This is a genomic window from Ligilactobacillus saerimneri DSM 16049 (assembly GCF_000423265.1).
Classification (GTDB): Bacteria; Bacillota; Bacilli; order Lactobacillales; family Lactobacillaceae; genus Ligilactobacillus; species Ligilactobacillus saerimneri.
Genome location: NZ_AUHQ01000017.1, coordinates 19,384 through 43,937, shown reverse-complemented (window position 1 = coordinate 43,937; position 24,554 = coordinate 19,384). Strand labels below are relative to the sequence as shown.

The window sequence follows — 24,554 nt, the reverse complement described above, 5'->3', positions numbered from 1 at the left end:
GAAGGTTGAAATGGATTTTTTGTGCTCTGATCCAGTAAAAACGATTTTCACTTACTAGATCGGAACAGTGTTCAATTTGATTTTACAATCAGCGAACGCAAATTAACTCGGCACGGCGGACAATTGCCAGCCTGACTGCTCAGCAGGAAAAAGCTAAAAGTATTTCATCGGCGGAAGCACAAGCGCAACGGGCACTATCCGATCAGTTAGAAAAAACTCGGGGCGCAACGGCCCGGGTAAAAGACATTTCAGAGTCCTATGTTCGGGTGTTAGAAACTGAAGGACGAACTCACCAGGCCGCTAAGGCTAAACTTGATGGCTTAATTAATGTCCGTAAGTCACTGGAAGTACAACTCAAGCAGGAAAAAGAACTGCTACGAAGCATTGCCCAGACGTCAGGAACAACTTCTGATGCTTACCAGAAGCAGAAGATCACTGTTGAAAACTTAAGTGCTAGCTATCGGCAGAATGAAGCAGACATTCGTAGTCAGATTCGAACCACAAAGATGTGGCCAGAGTCATTGCACCGGGTCCGTGATGGGGTAGATAACTTAAAATCAACTTTCAAACGTTCTTTTGATGAGATTAAGACGGCAGCAACTGTTGGTATATCAGTATTTACGGCTTTCGGTGGGGTGCTAGTGAGAGGTGCTAATAAAGCATCTAAGTTAAATAGTCAGTACAACGTTATTAAGAACAACTTGGTAACCAGTGGCGAAAGTGTAGCTAAGGCAACTAGAGTAATTAGCCAGATGCAAGCTGACGGTGAAAAGTACTCACTGCGATATGGAAAGTCACAAAAAGAAATTGCTGACGCCTATTTAGAACTGGTAAAGCGTGGTTACTCTGGGAAACAAGCCCTAGGGGCAATGAATACTGAGTTACAAGGCTCGATTGCGTCGGGGGATGACTTTAAAGATGTGGTGGAAGTCGCCTCGCAAACCTTAGAAGGTTTTGGCATGACCGTAGATAAGAACGGCAAACAATTGACTTCTACTAAGGAAATGTCCGCCCAGACGAAGAAAGCAGTCAACGCCCTGGCATATTCGGCTGATGTGACCTCAACTTCATTCCAGTCCTTAGGGGTTGGGATGTCCTATGTATCATCAACGGCACATCAAGCTAAGTTCAGCCTGGCAGAAACAGCCAGTGCGATGGGTGTTCTATCGAACGCAGGTTTAGAAGCAGACAAGGCTTTGGTAAAACTGGCCGCTTAGCGAGTAATCGCTTTGAACAAGCATTTTGTTAATTCGGGGAAGGCTAAACCAGCAATGGCAAGTTGATCCCGAGCCAAGCCTCAAGGGAAACCTGAGGAAGGTGTAACGACTAGAAAGAGTAGGCTAAAAACATTGTTCATGCCGAAATTTCCACGAAGGCAAAACTCCTTGAAAGTGATATAATTAAATATAGAAAGAAACGGATAACGCCAATGGAGGTGGAAGTAATGAAACTGTATAAACCGAAAAAAGGTGACGGCAAGGAACTTATGCTTATTTTTATTTTTGCTATATTATTTGCCGCTGTAATAGTATGGCCTCTTTCAAATATGGGGATCACTTCCATTGACGAGTTGCTCATTCCTGCTTTTGTAATTGTTGGATTTATTTCATTTATCGGTGGAATATTCAGTAAATTATTATGATTAATTGTGAGTCCATAAGGACTCTTTTTTTATGCCAACTTTCAAGGATGAAAAGATAGTCTGAACACTATGGAAACATAGTGAAGTGCGGGATAAAGAGCCCGTACGGTAACATGTTGGGTACAGGTCTGCGAAAAGTTATTAATTCGTTAGTTTCTGCGGTAAAAAATATTGATAGTAAGAACTCAGTCCTTGGTAAACTAGGAATTAAGAAGAATGAAATTGTCGATGCTAGCGGAAACTTGCGGTCTTTAACGGACATCATGGGCGTGTTGAATAAGCATACGCAGGATATGGAAGGGGCTGACAAGAATGCCATCTTCAATGCTCTGTTTGGGACAACCGGTCAACAAGCCGGGATGATCCTAGCTGAAAACTCAAAACGCTTAGGAGAGTTAACCGAGAAAACCCAGGCAGCCGCTGATAAGGGAAAGTACGTTCAAACACTAGCACAAAAGAACTCTGAAACGGCTCAAGCCAATACTGAGAAGTTCAAAAAAGCTTGGGAAGACTTAGAAATCAAGTTTGGGGCAGAATTACTTCCTTACATGACAGAAGCCACTAAGTCACTGAGTGACTTGTTTAGTCAGAAGGATTTCCAGGAAAGTGTTAAAAGTGCTGCTTCTGGAATTGGTGAAGTGGCTAGTTGGATTCTGAAAGTAGCGGAAGGTGCTGTGAAGTATCGGTCAATACTTTGGGATGCTATTAAGTTATCAGCTAGATTGTGGGTAATTGACAAAGTAGTTAATTTTACTTTAAAGATGCAGAAGTTAGTAGAAGTTTTTGGTGGTTTTAAGTCAAAAATAGTAACAGAGCAAACCGAAGTGGCTTCACTAACTGCTGAATATCAAAAACTAGCCGAAGCTAAGACGGCCGCAAGCAATGCCTATACTGAAACGCCTGTGAAGAGTGCAAGTAAAGCTAGTGAAGCGGTTGAAGAAGTAGCTACTAATATTCCTACGACAGGTGGTAAGGCTAAGGGTGTTGGCACTAATGTTGCTAAAGAAGTAGAATCGGAGATTGCAACATCTGGAGCTGTTGCTACTGGTGTGGCTAAGAGCGCTGATGTAGCCACAAAATCATCTAAGCTGTTAAATGCTACAAAATGGCTAGGAAGAAACGTCGGTAATATAGTAGGTTTGGGTATTTCAGCAATAGATATAGGCTTATCAATTCGCTCGGCTATAAAAAGTGGTACTACCGACAGTAAAATGGCCGCAGTAAGCAAATCAGCCGGAATGGCAATAGGCGCTGGTATTGGCTTTGCTACAGGTGGACCAATGGGAGCAATTATAGGTTCACAACTCGGGGAAGTTGTAGGCTCATCTAAGACTGTCCAAAAAATCATTGAAGGAACTCATAAAGCCCTTAAAAAGGCACAGAAGAAGGTCTCTAAAAATGAAATGTTAATTAGCACTAGCGGAGCAACAGTAAACTTTAAAGGTGTGAAAGTAAGTAAAAGCTCCCTAACTAAAGCCCAAAAATCCATTGTCCGTGATCTGAGTAAGACTATGAATAAAACTGATTTGGCAGCTATTAAAATGTCTGTTAAGACGGATAAAAAGAGCCTGGATAAGTCGGCTAATGAATTGAAAAAGTATTATGCTTCCATTCTTAAGACAGCACAAACCCAGTCGAAAAAACGCGCTGATTTAGAAAAGAAAGCTGTTGAAGAAATGTACAAACAGCATAAAATCAGCAAGCAACAATACGACCAATACATTAAGGATATCAATGCTGCCGATGATAAGCGGAAAAAGAAGAATCAGGAGACTTATCAGAGTTTAACCAAGCAAACTGATAACTATAATAAGAAGTTACAGTCAATCACTAACCAGAGTGAGAAGAAGCTGGAAAGCATTGCTAATACGTACAAGAATCGACGTAAGAACTTAGCCGCCCAGGAAGCAACAGCTATCAGCAATGCTAAAGCGGCTGGTTATGTCAAGATCGGTCAGAAAACCTATAAAGGCGAAGAAGCAGTCCGTAAGATTCAAGAGCAATACAAGAAGAAACGGACTAAGCTTGCCCAACAGGAAAAGAAAGATCAAGAGAAGGTCACTAAAGAAACAGCTAAGGCTAAAGAAAAAGTTACTGAATCGTATAACAAGACGCGGTTAAAGAAACTGAAGACCTTGTCAAAGTCAATCGCTAAGGAAATGGGTTCTAGTTCCAAGCAGCAAAAAGAGATCCTTAAAAAGCTGAGTTCTGATAAAGGTAAGCTAACAGATAAGGAAGCCAAGGACTTAATCAATAAGTCAGCCAAGGAAGCGAACCGGATTATTAAGAATGCGGAGAAGACACGGAAAGAAACCGTAACGCAAGCAAAGAAGAACTACGAAGAAAAGAAAGCGCAATACGAAAAGATGCATCAGGACATTCCTGGTTATACCAAGTCCATGATGGAAAAAGATATTGCGAACGCTAAGAGTGAACGTGATGTCACGATTGAAGCGGCCAAGGAAGCCAAGAACAAGACGGTTTCAAGTGCTAAATCGAAGCATGACCAAGTGGTTGATGAAGCATCGAAACAAAACAAGTCGGTTTCTAGCAACGTGGTAGCTGAAGGTAACAACGGAATTAAAGCCTACAATAAATGGGGCGCAGCCGTTCATAATACCTTGAAGTTCTTATCTGATGCGTGGTCGGGAATTGTTAAAGCCTTTGGCGGTTCGTTTAGCGGTGGTGTTAAAGGATATCAAGAACAATCACTGATATCCGCACACGCTACTGGTGGTGTGGCCAAAACTGGATTGTCCCTGGTTGGGGAAGCTGGTCCCGAATTGGTTTACACACCATGGGCTAAGACTGCCCGGATTGTTGGTCAACGAGGGGCGGAAGTCACGCACTTGAATCAGGGTGAACAGGTCTTAAATGCACAAGACACAGCTAGAGTATTAAGTGGTAGTTACACTGGAATCCTTCCAGGATATGCTAAAGGAACAGGCTTTTCATTATCAGGATTACTAAGTGGAATTAAAGACAAGGTCTTAGACATTGCTGACAGTATGCTTGATACCTTAAAGAAGCCAGTTGAATGGATAAATAATGGGTTCAAGCGCTGGACCAGCGTCCAAGCATTTGACTTTACTCATTCAACTTTGATGGATGACACCCGTGATCTGGCTAAGAAGTCAATCATTAAACCGGTTAAAGATGCCTTTGCTAAGTTATTGAAGGGATATGAAGAAAGTGGTGCTGCTAATCCTGGTGGTTCAGGGGTAGCACGGTGGCGACCATACGTTAAAAAGGCTCTCGGTAAATTGGGGTTATCAACCAGTGAGTCGATGATTGCTAGAGTCTTGCGTCAGATTAAGACTGAATCAGGTGGTAATCCTCATGCTAAGCAACCAGGAGCGGATCCTGATGGTGACGGATCAGGACCAGCTTTAGGGTTGATGCAAACTAAGCGGAGCACATTTAATAGTAATGCTTTACCTGGTCATCACAATATTTGGAACGGTTACGATAACTTGTTGGCAGGGTTGAATTACGCTAGACATCGTTACGGCTCTAGCCTTTCATTCTTAGGCAATGGTCACGGCTATGCTAATGGCGGTTTGATTGCTAACCATGGGATGTATGAAGTAGCCGAAGGAAACTTGCCCGAAATGGTAATTCCATTGGACTTATCCAAACGGTCACGAGCTTACCAGTTAATGCAACGGTCGTTAGATTATTTCGCTCAGTCGGATAATCATGCTCAGCATGTGGTGCAACCACGCCAAGACGATGCTAACCAGAAGCTAGAACAAGGATTCAAGCTAGCAATCGATCTGATGGCTAAGATCCTCGGAGTCAATGAAGAACAATTAAATGTATTGAAACAAAACAAAGGAACAGATTTAAACAGTCTGTACAAGCGAATCGCAGTCGATAAAGGCATGCGTGATTATCAAGGGTGGTGAGTGAATGGATCCACAGTTATATGTACAACTGGATAAAGATAGTAAGGAATTTGAAATCTCAACTAAGATTCCTGGGCTAAAATTTTTAAGTCTAACGGATACCCCAGTTCAGACCAATTACTATCAGGAATATAGTGGAGTGGATAGCAGTGTTTTCTATTATTCAACGACCAGTAAAAATACAGTTACGGCTAAGTTTTTGCTTCGGTATCGGAACTACTACCACTACAAAGCTTTACGGCAAGAAATTTATCAGTTGTTTATGCAAAAGCACTTGTATCGGCTCAGGACTGATGCCGAAAGGATGAAGGTTAACTATGTTATCCCGACTTCGTTTGACATCGAACCAGCCGAACCGTTAGCCAAGTATGCACAGATCACAATTGCATTTGAAAATCCGAGTGGGTATAAGTTTTCCCGCTATCGGTCGGATGAACAAAAAGATATTTGGGATGATTATCCTTTGGGTTGGCATCTACCTGTATTGACAGGGGATGCTTTTCTTTTTAGAAATAATGCTTTCAGTGTCTACAATCCCAGTGACATTCCAATTGATCCGTACATGCAAAAAAATGATCTGAAGCTTAAGATGAAGTTTCAAGGGAGCGATATCAATGTTCAAAATGAAACGAACGGTAGCAACTGGGCTTTTAATGACCAGGTGTCCATGCAAGACACCATTGTTTTAGATGGGATTAATACTTACCTAAACGGCAGTCCTGCTAGCGGGAAGACAAACTTTGGTAACCTGGTGCTAGATCCGGGTTGGAATAAAATCTCAGTGGGTGGTGCAGCTGAGACGGAAATGATTTTTAGCTTCCCGTTTGTCTACATTGATTAGTGAAAAGATTCTGGTTAAGGGGTTGAATAGCACCAATCAGGAACCTCTTAACTACTATCCAAATGGGACCTTTGTTGTTTCATGGGAGAAAAACTCGACCTGGCAACTACAACTGACAGCGATTAATGATGGGTCTTTGGCTTATCAGATGTTAGAACCAGAGGCAACTATTATTTGGAAAGGGCAACAGTTTGTTATTAAGCAGAGCGTGGATGATCATCAGAACCGAATTGCGACCAAACAAATTGTGGCTACACATATTTATAGCGAGATTCAACGGGTTAGACAGAGTGCAGTTAAGTCTGGAACTTTAACATATACGGTTAATGATGTTTTAGCCTTTGGTTTGAATGGTAATGAGCTAGGTTTTACTTGGCAGGTTATCGGGAGCTTTGACAAACATCAAATCACCGACTTAGGTAATTGCTCTGGCAAGGATATCCTGGCTAAAATCACCGAAGCCTGGCCTGATGCAGTGATCTATCCGGATAACAAGCTAATCAAGGTGTATCAGCAGAACGCTTTTACGACTAACAATAGTAACCGGATTGATTACTTGAACAACGCTAGTGAAGTTAAATTGACCTACGATTCAACCGGAATTGTGAACAAGGTACGAGCACTGGGCAAAGAAAAAGAAGGCGATAATGCGGGCTATTATTTTAATCCGTTTGTCGTCGAGAATTCTGATTCGATTCAACGCTACGGGGTTCATTGGGGCGATGATGTATCTGATGAGCGTTTTACTGACGCTAATAACATGCGCCAGTATGCTTTAACCCAGCTTTCACCTGAACCAGCCTTAACTATTGAAGCTGTTTTAAATACGCGGGAGGAGCCAGTTCCTGGGGATGTCAGACGGGTAGAAGTACGTGAGGATGGCTATATCACTGAAGTTGAAGTAGTCGCCTACCAATACTATCCGTTTGATAAAGATCAGGTGACACAGGTTACTTTAAACAACCGGGCTAAGACAATTCTGGACTATCGCAACAATGTTCAAGCAAATATTTTGAAAGTGATTCGGGATCAACGCAATAAGATTGGTTTATTACAAGCTAATATCGGGAACTTGGAAAAACAACACCAACAAGACACCCAGAGCTTGAATGATTTTAGAAGCCAATATGAAAAGACCATTGCAGAACTACAACGGCAGTTAGATGCATTGAGTGGTGGTAATGAACAACATGTTGGTAAAATTATCGACGTATCAGAATGGCAAGGCGTAATTGACTGGCCGGCGGTGGTTGCAGATGATGTTACCCTAAGTATTATTAGGGTTCAACATGGCTCAACTCACCAAGATTTGAAATACATGGAGAACTTGCAAAAATGTATCGCCGCAGGCGGAAAATATGCAGTCTATGCGTACTTTGCCGCCGTTTCAACAGCTGATGCGCAAGTTGAAGCACAAGATTTTTATAACCGCACTCAGCAGGTTGTTGCAGGCAAGCAGCAACCTCTTTTTTATGCGATCGATATCGAGAGCGTGGAAATGAATGGTGATGTTAGCCAGATGCGAGCTGGGGTGGAAGCCTACATGAATAAATTGAATTCATTAGGAATCCCTGACAGCAAAATTGTTCTTTACATTGCTAATCATTTATATGACAGCTTCAATTTAAACGTATCTCGGCCAGGAGCAATCTGGATCCCGTCTTATGGTCAAAATGATGGTAGTTTGGCTAACAGCTTGAAACCAACTCACCCGTATGACTTATGGCAATACACAAGTAAAGGGGCGGTTAAAGGAATTACCGGTAATGTCGACATGAACACCGGTGCCAGTGACCGCTTCAAAGCGCTTATTAAATGAAAGGAGGAAGAAGATGGCTTATCGTGATGAAACACCAATCACTACTGATGATACAGACAAACTGATGAATGTTTTATCAATAGGGAATATTGATACGGTGGCGATGCAGGTTGCTACATGGCTCCGTGAAAAAATGTATGGCGATGATGTTCGAGAAGCTATAGCTCAATGGACGTTATTCAGTGCCAAAATATCTGAATACCTGATCAATGATGAACAGGCTTTTAAGCTTGATATCACACGGACCAAAAACGACCTACTAGAACGACAAGGGCAAGTTGAGACCAGGCAAACGGATATCGAGAATCAATTTCGGGAAGTTGTAGCTAATGCTACTAAAGACAGTGAGATCATCTTAGCTCGTGATAGTAAGAAGTATGGGGCTTTTGCAACGGTAGATGACCGGATGGAAAATATTGAAAATTTAGTTGCTCAATATATTCCTACTGGATTCACTGTAACTATCAAGCACAACCAACACAGACAACCTAAAGTTAGGGTTAGATACTATGAGTACGCACTGGGAACCGAACCTGATGGGATCGGGACTGGTCCGAAAGGATCGTTTGGGGGTTATCACAACGTTGATGTGCCTGCTACCGTTGAATACAGTGACATGGACACTTGCATTGTTCGATTACCGTTAGATTATCGGATGGCGGGCAAACCAAAGTTTGAAGTTGACAAGTGGCGCCTAATTGACGGCTATAAAACGCTCAGTATTGAATTGGATGGTACAGTTGATTCTTCACGGGCGTTAGCTGGAAATGACAGTAACAGCACTAACTACAATGTTGATGATTTGGCAGCACCTCGGAACCTACAAGGGACGACACTTAATGGAAATACAGAAAAACTAGATTGGGAGTGAGAAAATGAAATACTACGTTTATCGCGGGATCGGCTCTTCAGGGGAACTGACTAAGATTGGCGAAGTCACTGATACCAAAACCTATACGGATACGGGATTGCAGCCGAAGACGGTTTATCGATATGCTGTATCGGCTTACAACGGGCTTAGAGAAAGTGCCAAATCTAACATCATCACAGTAACAACTGCCGAGATCCCAGTTTCAACAATTACTTTATCTCTTACTAAAACAAGCTTTGAAGTGGGAGAAAAGGCTAAAATTACAGTTACTGTAACACCACCTAATCAAACTTCAGGTGTGCCAACGTTAACTAGTACTAATACGCAAGTAGCAACGGTTGATAACTTCGGTAACGTTAATGCAATTGGTGTTGGAACGACAACCATTCAGGCAACTTTGGCAGGTAAAACATCTAATGTACTGACATTAAAGGTATATGAAGCTTTGGTTACAGTAAACTCTCTGACATCAAGCAACATTACAGCAACTGGTGCAACTTTGACCTGGGAGTAATGTTATGGAGTATCGGATTTATAAGAATTCGAGCTTGATAGCTACTACTAGTTCAAAGTCATATACCTTAGCTGGATTGCTACCGGCTACTAGCTATCAGTTTGGAGTTGCGGCTTATAACGGACAAAGAGAAGGAACTAAAAGTACGATAACAGTTACCACTAGAGGCATTCGCTTGCTAGTTGATAAAGGAATGGCTGTTGGCAGTACAGCAACCCTTCACTATCAAGAGTATAGCTTGGGGTTAGTACCAATTGGAACCGAGCCAAAAGGAATGTTTGGGGGTGGTAATCGTCAAGTACTATCAGCAAAAGTCACTTCAAGTACAAACGGTCAAAGTGTGATTGAATTGCAATCAAACTTTACTAAAATGCCTGAAAACACGAAACTAACTTTACACAATGGTGTATACAGTGCCTTTGTAGGATATAAAGCGATTTATTTGAAATAAGGAGGAAATAAAATGGTTCAATTCACAAAAATTGCTATTGGTGACGAAGACGGAGTAAAGAAAATTAACGATAATTTCGATACAACACAACAGACATTAAATTTGGAAGAGCGCAAAGAAATTTCCATTCCGCTAAGTAGCGGTTGGAAAACGATTAACAACAACTCGCTAAAGTTAGTGCTTACACCAGGCAGAGCTTGGTTATATGGAGATATTGGTGGTACATCAGGCTCAAGCTCTCCTTATGGATATAACAACCCGATTGCGATGGCAGTTCCTACTAGTACTACTTTTAGAAATAAAAAGTATAATTTGAAAGGAGTATATGCATTTTGTCCGGTTGGTGGGCATGGTGGTAACACGGCTACAAATGGAGTACGTGTACTCTGTGATAGTGGTGGCAGATTATATCTAGATGAACCTAGTGACAAAGTAAAAGATGGAACCCTAACAATCAATATCCAGTTGGACATGTACGAAGCATAAAAAAGCACCTCTTAACTGAGGTCTTTTTTTAGTATCTGTGAAAGAGGTGAGGAGATGCAGCATACTTTTTTGGGGTTCTCTATCAACGAGTGGGTTGGATTATTGGGAATTTTTACGGCAATTATTACGGGGGTGGGACAGATTTTTAATCGAACACTAAACCGTGCGCTTGATAAAACAATGCAGCCGTTGCGATATGCGATTGATAATCTCAGTAAAACCATTGAAGCGTTAAAGCACGATAATAGTGCACAGCAGGTCGAAGTCCGCAATTTAGGTAAGAGTTTTGAAAATCATTTAATTGATTCTCAGGAGATTAAGACCAAGGTTATCAATCTCGAAAAGGAAGTTTTTAGAAGGGGTGGACACAATGATTAAAAAAGCCTTTATCAATGAAGATGGAAAGTTGAATCGCAAGACAATTACTTCTCTGGCGTTGCTACTGATTGTTCTAGTCCAACAATTATGTGCAATTTTTGGAATTAAGTTTACAGGTGATCCGTCACGAGTTATGGACCTTGTGAACACGATTTTAACCATCGGCGGTATCCTAGGTTTAGTCGATGGAGTTACTGTTGACACAGAAACAGTCAAATCCATAGATGAAACAGCAAGCAAGGCTTTAGAACTTGCAACTCAGCACCAAGAAAAAGGTGGTAAGAATGATTAAATTGAATAAGAAATGGCTTGTAGGTCTAACCTGTATGGTTGGACTTTTTTTATTGCCAATGAATGCTGATGCTGCTAGATATTATGGAGTTGATGGTTCTAGATATCAAGGCAACACTCTTAAAAAGGTAACATCTGAAGATAGCTTTGCTATTTCTCAAATAGGGGGCTACTACAATGGGACATTTATTCCACAAGCAACCTATCAATCACAAGTGGCAAGCGGTATCGCAATGGGTTTACGAATGCACACCTATATTTATATGGAGACTGGTGCTAACCAAGCGCAAACCAAGGCGATGCTTGATTACTACTTACCAAGGGTGCAAACACCAAAAGGCTCTATTGTTGCCTTGGACTATGAAAGTGGTGCTAGTGCTAATAGGGAAGCCAATACAGATAATGTATTATATGGTTTACGTAGAATTAAGGCAGCAGGTTATACCCCAGTACTATACTCGTACAAACCTTATATCTTAGCTCACTTAAATCGTCAGCGGATTACAGCCGAGTTTCCTAATTGTTTATGGGTTGCTGCATATCGTGATTACTCTGTGATGACGAGACCGGATTATAACTATTTTCCATCCATGGACGGTATCAATATGTGGCAATTTACGTCTACTGCAATTGCTGGTGGATATGATTACAATGTTGATTTACTAGGCATTACTTTAAATGGTTATAAGAAAGGTAATGCAGAACGGCCTAATAGTGAAACAAAAGCTATTCAGCAAGGACAAAAAGCCGACAACACGCCTAAGAGTGCCATTAAAGTGGGCGATACTGTTCGCGTTAAGTTCGGTGTGAAACGCTGGGCTAACGGTGTTGGCATGCCAAGCTGGGTACAAAGCAATACTTATAAGGTGCAAGAAGTATCAGGTAGTAAACTATTGTTAGGTGGCATTATGTCATGGATTAATGCTAGAGATGTAGAAATAGTTAGTGTAACTAACAATATTTCATCTAGTTACTATATAGTAAGATATGGCGATACATTAAGTGGTATTGCCAGTCGTTATGGTACTACTTGGCAAAACTTACAACGCTTAAATGGCTTGAATAATCCTAATTGGATTTATCCAGGCCAACGTTTAAGGGTGACTGGGAATGCATCTGCTAAGAGAACGTACACAGTCCGTTATGGTGATACATTATCTGGTATCGCGTATCGTTACGGTGTAAATGTATATACTCTAGCACACAATAATGGGATCAGGAATATTAACTTGATTTATCCTGGTCAAAAACTATCCTTATAATAGGAAACAAAAAATAAGAAAAGGAGAAATCCTCGATAATTAACAAGACCCTCTACTGGATGTCCGGTAGAGGGTCATTTTTTGTTGCCGTCTTTCTTGCTGAAGTATGGATAAAGTATGAATATTTTTGTTTTAAGGGCTGTGAAAGCCTTGATATCAAGGGTTTACAAGAGTAATACCAGGTTCAATTATACTCAGGAAAAAGCAGTTAGTCCATATCGTCCCGGGTATTTTCCCTAAAGAATTTCGATAATTATCCTTTTATATTTAATAGTAGCTTGCAAAGCAGAAGGACGTCAAGGAAGGGAAGGAATGGTTTTGACTATAAAATAGGAATAGTGACTAAGATTGAAGAAATTTACCAGTACCTAACTAAATAAATCTGGTTACGTATTTGAGCCAATAAAAAACGCTCCATCACTCCCCGTAAGGAGAGAAGATGGAGCGCCTTTACATATATTGAAATTATACAGTAATCAGCATTGGCAAAATCATTGGATGGCGTTCTGTTTGGTCAAACAGGAACGATTGTAAGTCAGCAATGATATTTTCTCTGATCTTAGCTTCAGTTACCTTGTCACCTTTGAGTGACCGGGTAATCGACCGGAAGAGTTGCTTCCGGGCTTGGTTGATCAGTTCACCAGATTCACGCATATAGATGAAGCCCCGTGACAATAAGTCTGGACCAGCTAAAATGCGGCGTTTCTTCATATCGATGGTTGCAACAACTACCACCAAACCTTCTTCGGATAAGATCCGCCGATCCTTGAGGACGATGTTGCCAATATCACCAACACCTGAGCCATCAACATAGACATCATCGGCATTGAAATGACCAGCATAGCGGGCACTATCCTTAGTGAGGGCGAGGACATCACCGTTTTTCAGGATAAAAGAGTTTTCCTCAGGGACCCCACATTGTTCAGCCAATTCGGTGTGGATCTTGAGCATCCGGTATTCACCGTGGATTGGCATGAAGTACTTCGGCTTGATTAACCGAAGCATCAATCGTTGTTCTTCTTGACCACCGTGACCAGAAGCGTGGATGTTGTTGATCCGCCCATGGATAACATTAGCCCCGGCTTCTTCTAGTTCATTGATTACCTTGTTAACACTTAAAGTATTACCAGGAATAGGAAGACTAGAGAAGACGACTGTATCTCCGGGGTGAATGGAAACTTGCCGGTGAGTACCGTTGGCAATCCGACTAAGGGCGGCCATTGGTTCACCTTGGGACCCCGTACATAAGATCATCACCTTATTGGCAGGGAGGCTATTGAGTTCCTTGGCAGAAATCAAAGCCTTATCAGGAATGTCCAAGTAACCTAAACGGCGCCCGTTTTCGATGGCGGCTTCCATGCTCCGACCAAAGACAGCAATCTTGCGACCCTTGCCTAGGGCAGCAGAAACAGCTTGTTGGACCCGGGAGATATTAGAAGCAAATGTCGCAAAAATAATTCTCCCGTCAACTTTTTCAAAAATTCGGTGGATTGACTTACCCACCCATTGTTCTGACTTAGTGAAGTTAGGTACTTCAGCATTGGTACTGTCAGAGAGGAGACACAAAACACCTTCTTCACCTAAGCGCGCCATCTTTTGGAAGTTTGGTGCCTGGTGGGTGATCGGTGTCAGGTCGAACTTGAAGTCCCCTGTTTCAACAATCGTCCCAGAAGGGGTCTTAACAGCTACCCCTAAGGTATCGGGGATTGAGTGTGTTGTTCTGAAGAAAGAAACACTCGTTTTGCGGAACTTCAAAACAGTATCTTCATCAATTTCGTGTAATTTAGTTGATCTGAGCAATCCATGTTCTTCTAATTTGCTCTTGATAAGAGCTAATGCAAGCGGACCAGCATAAATAGGAACGTTAACTTGTTGAAGGAGGTAGGGAATACCACCAATGTGGTCTTCATGCCCGTGGGTGATAACCAGCGCCTTGATCTTGTCACGGTTAGCCACTAAATATTGGTAATCAGGAATGACATAGTCGATCCCAAGCAGGTCATCTTCAGGGAACTTGATCCCAGCATCAATCAGGATGATTTCATCTTGGAACTGAACACCATAGGTATTCTTCCCGATTTCGCCTAACCCCCCAACAGCAAACACGGCGGTTTCGTTATTCTTAACCTTTAACTTCTTCATTCCGCATTAAACTCCGTAACTTTGAAGTCAGGACTTTCTTGTTCATAAGCAAGTGCCTTTTCATCGAGCTGTTCGATGTATTCAATATTGTAGGATGTGTTTTCTTCCACTAAACGCCGTGCACTAACTTCAGAATCGGCATCCAAATATAACGACCGGGTGTTTTCCCGCCGTGGGTTAATTTTCATGGATGGTTGATAATAAACTTTAAAAATCATAGTTGTTTAAATCTCCTTTTTTATTTAAGATTGCGATAAATCGCGCATATCCGAACATAGATTGCTTTCGCATTAGTTAATGCAATTCTATCATAGTAGTGCTGATAGTGCTAGTACCGCCCCGTGCAACAAGTTGCCAGGGATGAAGTAGCCAGGTGAAGATACCTAGTCTATAATTAAATTGAAAGGGTGAAAGCAATGAAAGTAATATTGGTAGTTGCAGTGCTTATGCTGGTCGTTTTGCTGATTCTTTTGCAAAAACGCCGGCGGGTTAAGGCGCTAAAAGTCTTACAGAGTGCGAGTCTTAAACAAGTCAATCAAGCCCTAAGTACGTGTTTGCCCCAGGTGCAAACGGAAAATTTTGATGGCAAAAAGTACCATATAGATAATAATGCGGAACTTTTGGCCGATGTTTGGGGCAAGGGGGTCATGGCCTTTGAGTATTCTTTGCCCGGAGTTCAACTCAGTGTGCAGGATTTACCAGCTATCCGCCAGGCATTGGGAGCGTTGTTGACCCAGTACGCCCACGACCAACGAATAGTTGGCTACCAGGAGGAACCGCCCTTTGTAGTTTCTGATATTTGGGTGTTAGCTGATGTTTTACATCTGGATATCTCATACGTAGTTAACCGTGCAACCAGTGAATATCTACATGATATTGCCGCTCCGGAGCATGAAAATAATTAAAGATCACGCACAGATACTAAAAGTCCGCAACGATCATTGGGTCGTTACGGACTTTTTTGGTGCAATATTAGCCGAGAATAACAGCATCATCGGGAGCAGCAAATGGATCTTTCTTGTTAATGTGGTCATAGAAGAGAATGCCGTTCAAGTGATCAATCTCGTGTTGGCATACGATGGCTGGATAGTCACGGAGACGTTCAACGTGTTCATTACCCTCTAAGTCGAACCAGCGTAATTTGATTCTTTGGTGCCGCAAAACATAGCCAGGAATATCCCGGTCAACTGACAGGCAACCTTCACCTTCAGCCAAACCCGCTAAGCGAACGGATTCAGAGATGATAGTCGGGTTGACCAAAACATGTTTGAAGATGATTTCATCGTCTGGTCCGGGAATGAGGACTGCTGTCATCCGCTTGGAAACATTAACCTGCGGAGCGGCGAGACCAACCCCAGCGCGTAAACGGTATTTCTTAGCAATTTCAGGATCTTGGCTATTTTCAAGGAATTCCATCATTTGGTGGGCTAATTCCTTTTCTTCATCACTTAACGGGAAAGTAAGTTCTTGAGCCCGTGCCCGTAAAGTGGGATTACCATCACGAATAATATCATGCATTGTAATCAAGGTTATCTTCCTCCTTAATTGGTATCTAACTTATCATATCACATTTAATGATGGCTGACGTGTGTTTTGCGTGTTCACTTGTGGCTGGAATGCAGAAAAAGACCCCAGTTAAAAAGTTTCATGCCAAACACGGGATAATTATACTGGGGTGGTAACCACGAGGGGAGGTAAACTATTTCGAATAATTCTTTCCTATTATCTATGGCAAGTAATAATGCTGTTAAAACGATGACCCAAGTAGCAGGCTAATGCTTGTTAAAAAATATGAAATAGTCCATAATTTGAGTAAGAACTTTAGCAGTATCAGAGGAGGAACGGCAATGAAAGAGAATTACGCATACCCGTTATTCGATGATTGGACTACGGACGAAATTATCATCATGGTTGATTTTTTTGCGACAGTGGAAAAAGTTTACACAACTGGAATTAAACCGTCAGAATTTGCCCGCCATTTAGACGCATACCGCCAGGTGGAACCATCCAAGATGCGACAAAAACAACTCGATCGTCAATTCCAAGCTGCCAGTGGGTTAAGCATTTATCAGGCAGTCAAAGCCTACGAAGAACAGCAAAATAATAAACTCGTAAGAATCGCTTCGGGGAGGATGTAATTATGGTAGAAGCGTTACAGATCAAACAGCAGGTGCGGCAGTGGATGGACACAGCTCGGCAAATGATGCTGGACGGCTTAAATGAAGGAATCGATGTCACCACCAAGACAGGTCCCCATGACTTAGTAACCAACATTGACCGCCAGGTTGAGCAGTATTATATTACCCAAATCAAGCAAGCTTATCCTGAGGCTCACTTTTTTGGTGAAGAAAGCATCCATAATTATACCCAAGAAGGAATGATGTGGATCATTGATCCGGTAGATGGAACGATGAATTTTGTTAAGCAACAGGATAACTTTGCCAGTATGGTAGCTGTCTATCAGGATGGCAATCCAGTGGTCGGATTTATTTTGGATGTAGTCAATAATGACCTTTATTGGGGTGGGCCAGAAGTGGGTGCTTATCGTAATGAGCAGCCATTATTGCCCCCAGCGGATCTGAGCCTTGAGCAGGGACTGTTGGGAGTCGGCAGTCGGATGATCTTATCGAACAATTATCATTCCCAAGAACTCGGTCAAAGAGCATTCGGCATTCGGGTTAATGGCAGTGCCGGGATGGAGTTTATCAGTGTTTTAACAGGCAAAACTACGGGTTACTTGTCCTACCTCCATCCGTGGGATTTTGCCGCGGGAAGAATTATTGCTGAAAGTCTGGGATTAACTGTGAAAAAAATTGACGGTAGCGCGCTAGATATGCTATCATCAACAACTGTATTAGTAGCAACTAAGCGCACTGCAGCTGAAGTAATTCGTGTTGCTAATTCATAGGTAGCCAAACGGCTGTGACGGATGTCACAGTTTTTTTATAGCAGTGAGTTATTGAAAAATGCTTTCCAGCGCTTACATTATTTAATATGAAAATTTACACCGAAGGGAAGAGAAAAAGTTGAAATTACGGGAAGACATTCGTAATGTTGCAATCATCGCTCACGTTGACCACGGTAAAACCACTTTAGTTAACGAAATGTTGAAGCAATCAGATACTTTGGATGAACATACTGAAATCGCTGATCGGGCGATGGACTCCAATGCAATTGAAAAGGAACGGGGTATCACTATCCTGTCCAAGAATACAGCCGTTAAGTATAAAGGTAAGCAAATTAACATCCTTGATACACCAGGGCACGCTGACTTCGGGGGCGAAGTAGAACGGATCATGAAGATGGTTGATGGCGTTCTCTTGATCGTTGACGCTTTTGAAGGAACGATGCCACAAACACGTTTCGTGTTGATGAAGGCGTTAGAACAACACTTGACACCAATCGTAGTTATCAACAAGGTTGACCGTGAAGGTGCTCGTCCAGAAGAAGTGGTAGACGAAGTGTTAGACCTCTTTATCGAATTAGGGGCTGATGAAGATCAATTAGACTTCCCAGTGATTTATGCATCTGCTGTTAACGGGACTAGTTCTTTAGATTCTGATTTATCTACCCAAGAACACACTATGGATCCAATCTTTGATACCATTCTGGATACAATCCCAGCACCAGTGGACAACTCAGATGAACCATTACAATTCCAAGTTGCAATGCTGGACTACAACGACTTCGTTGGTCGGATTGGGATCGGACGTGTTTTCCGGGGCAAGATCAAGGTCGGAGACCAAGTTACTGTTATGAAGCTAGATGGTTCCCAAAAGAACTTCCGGGTTACTAAGTTGTTTGGTTTCTTTGGTTTGAAGCGGTTAGAAATCAAAGAAGCTAAAGCAGGCGACTTGATTGCTGTTTCTGGTATGGAAGATATCAACGTTGGGGAAACTATCACACCAGTTGATCACCCAGAAGCTCTGCCTATTTTGCGGATTGATCCACCTACTTTGCAAATGACTTTCATGCAAAGTGACTCACCATTTGTTGGTCAAGACGGTGAACACGTAACTGCACGGAAGTTAGAAGACCGTTTGAAGCGGCAATTGCACACTGACGTTTCATTGCGGGTTGAAGATACTGATTCTCCTGATGCATGGATTGTATCCGGTCGTGGGGAACTTCACTTGTCAATCTTGATTGAAACATTACGGCGTGAAGGCTTTGAACTATCTGTTTCTCGGCCAAAAGTTATTTACCGTGATATTGATGGTCAATTATCTGAACCATTTGAAAATGTTGTGATTGATACACCAGATGAATATTCTGGTTCAATCATTGACTCCTTGGCTCAACGTAAGGGTGAAATGACCAACATGGAACCAAACGGTAACGGGACTACCCGGTTAACCTTCTCCGTTCCAACTCGTGGTTTGATTGGTTACGATTCACACTTCCTTTCCATGACACGGGGTTACGGTATTTTGAACCACACTTTCTCAGAATACAAACCAGTTATCAAGAACTGGAACCCAGGACGGCGGAACGGTGCTTTGGTTTCAATCAACCAAGGCAAGGCCACTACTTATGCAATCATGGGGATTGAAGGCCGGGGAACAATCTTTACTGATCCCGGAACTGATGTTTACGAAGGAATGATCGTTGGTCAATCTTCTCGTGAACGTGATATTTCCGTTAACATCACTAAAGGTAAGAACTTGACTAACGTTCGGGCAGCTGCTAAGGACGAAACAGCCAAGATCAAGAAGCCAACGCATTTGACTTTAGAAGAATCAATGGAATTCTTGAACGAAGATGAATTGTTGGAAGTAACACCAAATCACTTGCGGCTACGGAAGCGGATCCTCAACACGAGTGAACGTGAAAAAGCTGCTAAGCGGGCAATGAAGGCTGCCAACAACGACTAATTGAAATATAATTAAAATATTCCTCATCCATTTTGGATGGGGATTTTTTATTGTCGTGAATTTTAAAAAAAGAAACGTTATTTTAAAAAGTAACCGTACCAAAAATTCATTTTTGTCATAGGACACAGGGGATATAGTAAAATATGTGCCTAATTTAAGCGAAAGCCTGATTTTAAAGCTGGGAAAACCAATGCGCCAATTTTTCTATATGTCGTGGGGAGGAGAAAAACTAAAGCGAGGAGAGAACTTTAATTTTATTTGAGAGTTTTTTATTATAACTAGCAGTTCTTGTCTTGCCAAACTGTAAACGATATAATTTATTCAAGCATATTTTAAATAGAAGTAAGAAAAATGATAAAAAACATACGACAAAAAATTAAGTATCTAGATTTATATTTATTTATTCCCTACGTTATTCTCTGTATGATCGGGGTAGTAATGGTTTATTCGGCCAGTTCAATTAATTTATCCTATGCCGATATGGCAGCGAACAGTTACTTGAACAAGCAACTGGTATTTGCATTTTTAGGAATTTTTTGCACTTTAGTAGCAACGCATATTAATCCCTCGATGTTAGTTAGCAATAAATTGATGGGGATTGGTTATGGTGTGGTCCTTCTTGGACTGGTTTGGGCACGGATGTCTGGCGCAGTTAACGGGGCTGCTGGTTGGATTAATATGGGGCCGATTAGCATTCAGCCTTCGGAATTTTGCAAACTTTTTCTAAGCTTGTATTGTGCTCGCTTGCTAGCCCAAAGGGAACAACGAATTTATCTCCGACTACCGGACCCGGCCCCTGTTTGGGGAAAACTGACTGCCGAGCATATCAGATATATTGCGATAGCAGGGTTGTTATTGTTGATCTTGATCGAACCGGACTTAGGAGGGTTCATGATCAACAGTTGCATTGTTTTAATTCTATGGTTGGCGAGCCGGCGTGATTACCGGTGGTCAGTTAAAGTGTTAGGGGGCTTAGCCCTGGGGGTAATTTTACTCTCACAGTTAATGCGCTTTTTCAATCCATTTTCTGGTAGACTAGAATATATGTATCGGCGATTTACAGCATATTTCAATCCGTTCCAGTATTCAAATGCCGAAGGGAAGCAGTTGGTTAACTCATACTATGCGATTAGCAACGGTGGGTTTATCGGTCGCGGGTTGGGTAACAGTATTCAAAAACGTGGTTACCTCCCTGAACCATATACTGACTTTATTCTCTCAGTGATAGCCGAAGAAATCGGTTTTATTGGGACCTTAGTTGTACTAAGCCTGTTAGCATGGATCATTTGCCGGATCATTTTGATCGGGATTCGTTCCAAAAATACATATAATAGCTTGGTTTGTTACGGAATTGGAACATTTATGATGGCCGAAGCGTTGTTTAATATTGGTGGTGTAAGTGGTTTGATTCCAATCACGGGGGTTACCTTGCCGTTTGTTTCCTACGGGGGGTCAAGTATGATTGTTTTATCGCTATCTTTAGGGATAGTGATGAATATCTCTGCTAACCAGCGGCGAAACCGTGAAATTGATTTGATTTCTACTACTAAAGACATTTAGGGAGATGAAACGATTACTATGGAAATTAAGAAGGTTTTAATTGCTAACCGTGGCGAAATTGCCATTCGGATTATTCGTGCATGTCATGAATTGGGAATTGCAACCGTTGCAGTGTATGCACACGAAGATGAATATGGGGTTCACCGTTTTAAAGCGGATGAAGCCTATGAGATCGGTCAGGGTAAGAAACCAATTGAGGCTTATCTGGATATGGACGCTATCATTGAAGTGGCTAAAAAAACACATGCTGATGCGATCCACCCTGGCTATGGTTTCTTATCTGAAAATGAAGAATTTGCCCAAAAATGTCACGACAACGGAATTATCTTTATTGGGCCTAAAGTTGAACATTTGGAAATCTTTGGGGATAAGATCAAGGCTAAGCAAGTAGCCGAACAAGCTGGCTTGAAAACCATCCCTGGGACGAAAGATCCGATCGCAACGGTGGCCGAAGCCAAGGAATTTGGGGCTACCCATGGCTATCCGATCATGCTTAAAGCTGCGATGGGTGGCGGTGGCCGTGGGATGCGGATCGTCCACAATGAAGCTGAGCTCCAAGAAGCCTATGATCGCTCACAAAGTGAAGCCCAACAATCATTTGGGGAAAGTGACATGTATGTTGAAAAATACTTGGAACACCCTAAGCATATTGAAGTGCAGATTCTAGCTGACCAACATGGTCATGTCTTGCACCTCTTTGAACGTGATTGTTCTATTCAACGACGGAACCAAAAAGTAATCGAATTTGCTCCTAGTTTGTCACTGACCCCAGAACGGCGGGCAGAAATCTGCCAGGCGGCCGTGCATTTGATGGAATCAGTCCACTATCAAAATGCGGGGACGGTTGAATTCTTAGTAACCAATGATGATTTTTACTTCATCGAAGTCAACCCCCGGGTACAGGTAGAACACACTGTCAGTGAAATGATTACTGAAATTGATATTGTGCAAGCCCAAATCAAGATTGCGGCCGGGCAAGACTTATTTGCTGACATTGGTTTACCTAGCCAAGATGATCTCCAGTATCGGGGTTATGCTATTCAATGCCGGGTAACCACTGAAGACCCAGAAAATAACTTTATGCCTGATACTGGTAAACTTGAAACTTATCGGTCTCCTGGTGGTAATGGTGTCCGCTTAGATGGGGGGAATGTCTACGCGGGAGCTGTGATCTCGCCATTCTTTGATTCCTTGCTGGTTAAGGCATGTGTGCAGGGACGGACATTTGCTGAAACAGCGGCGAAGATGCTCCGGGTATTGGATGAATTTAATATCACGGGAGTCAAGACTAATATTGATTTCATGAAACGGGTTATTGCCCACCCAGTCTTTTTAGCTGGTCAAGGCTACACTACTTTTATTGATGAAACACCTGAATTATTTGAAAATAATCACCGACCTAACCACGACATCCAGTTATTACGTTACATCGGGGATGTTACCGTCAATGGTTTCCCTGGTGTTACCCGGCATGAAAAAGTCTTCGTTCCAGACGTTCACTTGGAAGATGGACCCGCTGCTCAACCAGCCCACTTGGTTACTCCTAAGGACTTATTAACGCAGTCAGGGGCGACAGCAGTGATGGACTGGGTCAAGCAACAACCACGGGTATTATTGACAGATACAACGATGCGAGATGCGCACCAGAGTTTGTTTGCTACCCGGATGCGGACTAAAGATATGTTGCCAGTAGTTGAACAGTACGAAAAGCTGATGCCAAATGTCTTTTCAGCTGAAGTTTGGGGCGGGGCAACCTTCGATGTGGCGTACCGCTTCTTAAATGAAGACCCATGGGAACGGCTCAAGAAGATGAGAAAAGCGATGCCTCATACATTGCTCCAAATGTTAACACGGGGGTCCAATGCTGTTGGCTATCAAAACTATCCTGACAATGCCATCAAAGAGTTCTTACATAAGAGCGCTGCTAATGGTATTGACGTCTTTAGAATTTTTGACAGTTTAAACTGGGTTGCCCAAATGGAAAAGAGTATTCAATTTGTGCGTGATACCGGGAAAATTGCCGAAGGAACCATGTGTTACACAGGGGATATTTTAAATCCGGATGAAAATAAGTACACCCTGGACTACTACTTGCACTTAGCACAACAGTTAGTTGATGCTGGGGCTAACATGATCGGGATCAAGGATATGGCCGGACTCTTAAAGCCTAAGGCAGCTTACGAATTGATCGGTGAGCTCAAGAGTCGGTTGGATGTGCCAGTTCACCTCCACACCCATGATACGACAGGTAATGGTGTGGCAACTTATGTTCAAGCTACTCGGGCTGGGGTTGACATCGTTGATGTGGCAGCTAGTGCTTTAGCAGGGACTACTAGTCAGCCAAGTATGACGAGTTTCTATTACTCCCTTGCAGATGATGACCGGCAACCACAGTTAGATATTGAGCAAGCAGAACGGATGAACCGCTACTGGGCTGGTGTCAAGCCATTCTACAAGGACTTTATGAATGGAATCACTGCACCACAGACGGACATTTATCAAACTGAAATGCCAGGTGGACAGTATTCCAACTTACAGCAACAGGCTAAAGCCTTGGGGATCAAAGACTTTGAACAGGTCAAGGAAGCGTATCGAACAGTTAACCAAATGTTAGGTGATATTGTTAAAGTTACACCAAGTTCTAAAGTTGTTGGTGACTTTGCAATCTTTATGATCCAAAATAACCTGACTCCTGAGATGATTCTCAGTGGCGAACGCAGCTTAGACTTCCCTGACTCAGTGGTTGCCTTCTTTGAAGGTGACTTAGGGCAACCAGTTGGAGGCTTCCCAAAGAAGTTGCAAGAAATCGTCCTGCAGGGTCGACCTGCGATCACGGTGCGGCCAGGGAGTTTGGCTAAACCAGTTGATTTTGCGGAAGTAAATGCCGAGTTGAAAACTAAGTTAGGGCGCACACCGAGTGAAGAAGAAGTTATCAGCTACATCCTATATCCAAAAGTATTTATGGATTACCGTAACAATATTGAACGCTTTGGGGAAATGGCGGCTTTGGATACGACTACCTTCTATCAAGGGATGCGTCCCGGCGAAACTGTGCACATTAACTATGGTCCAGGGAAGACTTCGATTGTTAAGTTAAATTCCATTTCTAAGCCAGATGAAAAGGGCGATCGGACATTATTCTATTCCTTGAACGGGCAAACCATCCAAATTACAATTCATGATAAGGATAGCCATAGCGCAGTAGTCACAATTCCAAAGGCTGAACCAACTAATCCCAACCATATCGGGGCAACTTTGAGTGGGTCAGTATTACAAGTGTTAGTTGAAACAGGACAGACGGTCGCTAAGGGTGAATCACTTATTGTAACTGAAGCAATGAAGATGGAAACAACAATTAAAGCACCGTTTACCGGAATTATTAAGCATATTTACGTGAAAAACGGTGATGTGTTACAGCCACAAGATCTCTTAATTGAGATGGAACCAAGCAAGTAAAAAAATTGATTAACAGAGCTACGTCAATGTTGCTCTGTTTTTTGGATATAAGTAGAGAG

General features: G+C 42.3%; 21 protein-coding genes. 18 read left to right on the top strand and 3 right to left on the bottom strand.

All coding sequences use genetic code 11. The annotated features are described in order from the left end of the window. Positions 1 to 266 precede the first annotated feature (266 nt). From G541_RS0105730 to G541_RS0105675, 12 genes are all read left to right on the top strand, one after another. The gene (locus G541_RS0105730) at positions 267 to 1,217 is read left to right on the top strand and encodes a phage tail tape measure protein (protein ID WP_027826814.1); all 951 of its coding nucleotides are present in this window, start codon (positions 267 to 269) and stop codon (positions 1,215 to 1,217) included. Positions 1,218 to 1,444: 227 nt separating this feature from the next. Next, on the top strand, positions 1,445 to 1,642 hold the full coding sequence (locus G541_RS0105725; RefSeq protein ID WP_027826813.1) for a hypothetical protein: 198 nt from the start codon (positions 1,445 to 1,447) through the stop codon (positions 1,640 to 1,642). Positions 1,643 to 1,755: 113 nt separating this feature from the next. Continuing rightward, on the top strand, positions 1,756 to 5,550 hold the full coding sequence (locus G541_RS09990; RefSeq protein WP_027826812.1) for a phage tail tape measure protein: 3,795 nt from the start codon (positions 1,756 to 1,758) through the stop codon (positions 5,548 to 5,550). Positions 5,551 to 5,554: 4 nt separating this feature from the next. Beyond that, positions 5,555 to 6,391: a phage tail domain-containing protein gene (locus G541_RS0105715; protein ID WP_027826811.1), complete on the top strand. Its 837-nt coding sequence runs from the start codon at positions 5,555 to 5,557 to the stop codon at positions 6,389 to 6,391. Further along, positions 6,375 to 8,210: a phage tail protein gene (locus G541_RS10185; protein WP_155824508.1), complete on the top strand. Its 1,836-nt coding sequence runs from the start codon at positions 6,375 to 6,377 to the stop codon at positions 8,208 to 8,210. Before G541_RS0105715 ends, G541_RS10185 begins: the two co-directional genes overlap by 17 nt. Positions 8,211 to 8,223: 13 nt before the next feature. After that, on the top strand, positions 8,224 to 9,081 hold the full coding sequence (locus G541_RS0105705; RefSeq protein WP_027826809.1) for a hypothetical protein: 858 nt from the start codon (positions 8,224 to 8,226) through the stop codon (positions 9,079 to 9,081). Between the two features lie 4 nt (positions 9,082 to 9,085). Next, positions 9,086 to 9,595: an Ig-like domain-containing protein gene (locus G541_RS0105700; protein WP_027826808.1), complete on the top strand. Its 510-nt coding sequence runs from the start codon at positions 9,086 to 9,088 to the stop codon at positions 9,593 to 9,595. A 4-nt stretch (positions 9,596 to 9,599) separates the two neighbouring features. Beyond that, the gene (locus G541_RS09445; protein WP_035163018.1) at positions 9,600 to 10,046 is read left to right on the top strand and encodes a fibronectin type III domain-containing protein; all 447 of its coding nucleotides are present in this window, start codon (positions 9,600 to 9,602) and stop codon (positions 10,044 to 10,046) included. 12 nt (positions 10,047 to 10,058) lie between these two features. Next, positions 10,059 to 10,532, top strand: a complete 474-nt coding sequence (locus G541_RS0105690; RefSeq protein WP_027826806.1) for a hypothetical protein — start codon at positions 10,059 to 10,061, stop codon at positions 10,530 to 10,532. Between the two features lie 54 nt (positions 10,533 to 10,586). Then, positions 10,587 to 10,910, top strand: coding sequence for a hypothetical protein (locus G541_RS0105685; RefSeq protein ID WP_027826805.1), 324 nt, complete (start codon positions 10,587 to 10,589; stop codon positions 10,908 to 10,910). Then, entirely contained in the window at positions 10,903 to 11,202 is a 300-nt protein-coding gene (locus G541_RS0105680; protein ID WP_235806354.1) for a phage holin, read from the top strand. The genes G541_RS0105685 and G541_RS0105680 overlap by 8 nt, the downstream gene beginning before the upstream one ends. Next, positions 11,195 to 12,463: a LysM peptidoglycan-binding domain-containing protein gene (locus G541_RS0105675; RefSeq protein WP_035163015.1), complete on the top strand. Its 1,269-nt coding sequence runs from the start codon at positions 11,195 to 11,197 to the stop codon at positions 12,461 to 12,463. Before G541_RS0105680 ends, G541_RS0105675 begins: the two co-directional genes overlap by 8 nt. 465 nt (positions 12,464 to 12,928) lie before the next feature. Here G541_RS0105675 and rnjA read toward each other — a convergent pair whose 3' ends face one another. Continuing rightward, entirely contained in the window at positions 12,929 to 14,605 is a 1,677-nt protein-coding gene (gene rnjA, locus G541_RS0105670; protein WP_009551846.1) for a ribonuclease J1, read from the bottom strand. Next, complete coding sequence (locus tag G541_RS0105665; RefSeq protein WP_009551844.1) at positions 14,602 to 14,823, bottom strand: DNA-directed RNA polymerase subunit epsilon; 222 nt, start codon at positions 14,821 to 14,823, stop codon at positions 14,602 to 14,604. The genes rnjA and G541_RS0105665 overlap by 4 nt, the downstream gene beginning before the upstream one ends. A 198-nt stretch (positions 14,824 to 15,021) precedes the next feature. On the opposite strand from G541_RS0105665, the gene G541_RS0105660 reads away from it, so the two are divergent. Beyond that, entirely contained in the window at positions 15,022 to 15,510 is a 489-nt protein-coding gene (locus tag G541_RS0105660) for a hypothetical protein (protein WP_027826802.1), read from the top strand. Between the two features lie 67 nt (positions 15,511 to 15,577). Here the strand turns inward: G541_RS0105660 and def are convergent, their stop codons facing one another. After that, complete coding sequence (gene def / locus G541_RS0105655; RefSeq protein ID WP_009551840.1) at positions 15,578 to 16,132, bottom strand: peptide deformylase; 555 nt, start codon at positions 16,130 to 16,132, stop codon at positions 15,578 to 15,580. A 320-nt stretch (positions 16,133 to 16,452) separates the two neighbouring features. Here def and G541_RS0105650 point away from each other — a divergent pair, with 320 nt between their 5' ends. The 5 genes from G541_RS0105650 to G541_RS0105630 all read left to right on the top strand — a co-directional run bounded on the left by G541_RS0105650 (position 16,453) and on the right by G541_RS0105630 (position 24,495). Continuing rightward, positions 16,453 to 16,743: a UPF0223 family protein gene (locus G541_RS0105650; protein ID WP_009551838.1), complete on the top strand. Its 291-nt coding sequence runs from the start codon at positions 16,453 to 16,455 to the stop codon at positions 16,741 to 16,743. Positions 16,744 to 16,745: 2 nt separating this feature from the next. Beyond that, on the top strand, positions 16,746 to 17,513 hold the full coding sequence (locus G541_RS0105645; RefSeq protein ID WP_027826801.1) for an inositol monophosphatase family protein: 768 nt from the start codon (positions 16,746 to 16,748) through the stop codon (positions 17,511 to 17,513). A 118-nt stretch (positions 17,514 to 17,631) separates the two neighbouring features. Continuing rightward, complete coding sequence (typA, locus tag G541_RS0105640) at positions 17,632 to 19,479, top strand: translational GTPase TypA (protein WP_027826800.1); 1,848 nt, start codon at positions 17,632 to 17,634, stop codon at positions 19,477 to 19,479. A 351-nt stretch (positions 19,480 to 19,830) separates the two neighbouring features. Next, positions 19,831 to 21,039 carry an FtsW/RodA/SpoVE family cell cycle protein gene (locus G541_RS0105635; RefSeq protein ID WP_027826799.1) on the top strand — a complete coding sequence of 403 codons (1,209 nt, stop codon included), beginning with the start codon at positions 19,831 to 19,833 and terminating at the stop codon, positions 21,037 to 21,039. Positions 21,040 to 21,063: 24 nt separating this feature from the next. After that, complete coding sequence (locus tag G541_RS0105630) at positions 21,064 to 24,495, top strand: pyruvate carboxylase (RefSeq protein WP_027826798.1); 3,432 nt, start codon at positions 21,064 to 21,066, stop codon at positions 24,493 to 24,495. The last annotated feature ends 59 nt before the right edge of the window (positions 24,496 to 24,554 follow it).